The organism is Pseudoalteromonas sp. SG44-1, assembly GCF_014164315.1.
GTDB classification, from domain to species: Bacteria; Pseudomonadota; Gammaproteobacteria; order Enterobacterales; family Alteromonadaceae; genus Pseudoalteromonas; species Pseudoalteromonas rhizosphaerae.
Genome location: NZ_JACJEW010000194.1, coordinates 1 through 964 on the forward strand (window position 1 = coordinate 1; position 964 = coordinate 964).

Here is a 964-nt window from a genome sequence, read left to right on the forward strand (position 1 = left end):
AAGCGACAAGCGCCAATGGTGTTTGATCGTGATAAACAAATTGTCTACCTCTGGTACAAAGGCAAGGTACGCGCCCAGCACTTTCAAGATTTACGGGTTTATGAAGACTTTCAAATGATGCGTATTCAGATACGTGGTTTTGATAAACACAACAACATGCAATGGGCTAATTTTATGGTGCAACCGCGCCACAACCCTTATTACAACGGCAGTGATGCGTACGAGCCGGTATTGGCATTTATATGTCAATTTATGGAGTATGGCCGCGAGCATGTAATGCCGCAGCATGAACAATGGCAAACCGATGACAAACCCTTTGCATTTTTTGATGATGAAAAACCAAAAGACTTTGAGCAGCAGCTTCATGCGATATTAACGCATTTGTCAGAGAATGATACAGATATCCCGCTTGATAAAGACAACTTGCCTACTCCTCCAGCATGAATACGGTTAAGTAAAAAACAATGCCTTTGATTAAACACCATTATCCAATACCTTTAGTAAATAAGCTGAAAGCACTACTTAGCTTTCAACTCACTAAAGAGGCACCGCCACCAACACCGATAGTGTATGTAGATAAGCACCTTTGTAAGCTTAGTAATAATTCTATGAAAGCCCGTAATATGGGACTGATCCCACTATTATTAATGATTTTATTTACTGTATATTTGAATGTTGATGATTTATGTGGTTCATGGCAAGCAAGAGAAGAAACTATACAACGAAGAGTAGATTCAGATATACAGAAACATGGTGAAAACTATTTCTTATCTCCAGAAGTTCGCCCAATAGATAAGCAATCTTATGATTTATTAGATGAAGAAGGTGAATTAACCTTGAAAAGCTACTTGTATGCTCGTCACAGTAATAAACATACAGCTTATGGAAGTTATTTTTACAAAAAAGACATTTCATTTTTAGTTTTTTACGTTATTACCATTCCACTTTTGTTGTTCTTTATTAT

At 37.0% G+C, this 964-nt stretch carries 2 protein-coding genes; both read left to right on the plus strand.

What is annotated here, in order from left to right; genetic code table 11:
• The coding region (locus H5187_RS23695; RefSeq protein WP_182798493.1) for a hypothetical protein at window positions 1-444 on the plus strand (444 nt) is incomplete at its 5' end.
• Window positions 445-464: 20 nt separating this feature from the next.
• On the plus strand, window positions 465-964 hold a 500-nt coding region (locus tag H5187_RS23700), incomplete at its 3' end, for a hypothetical protein (protein ID WP_182798494.1).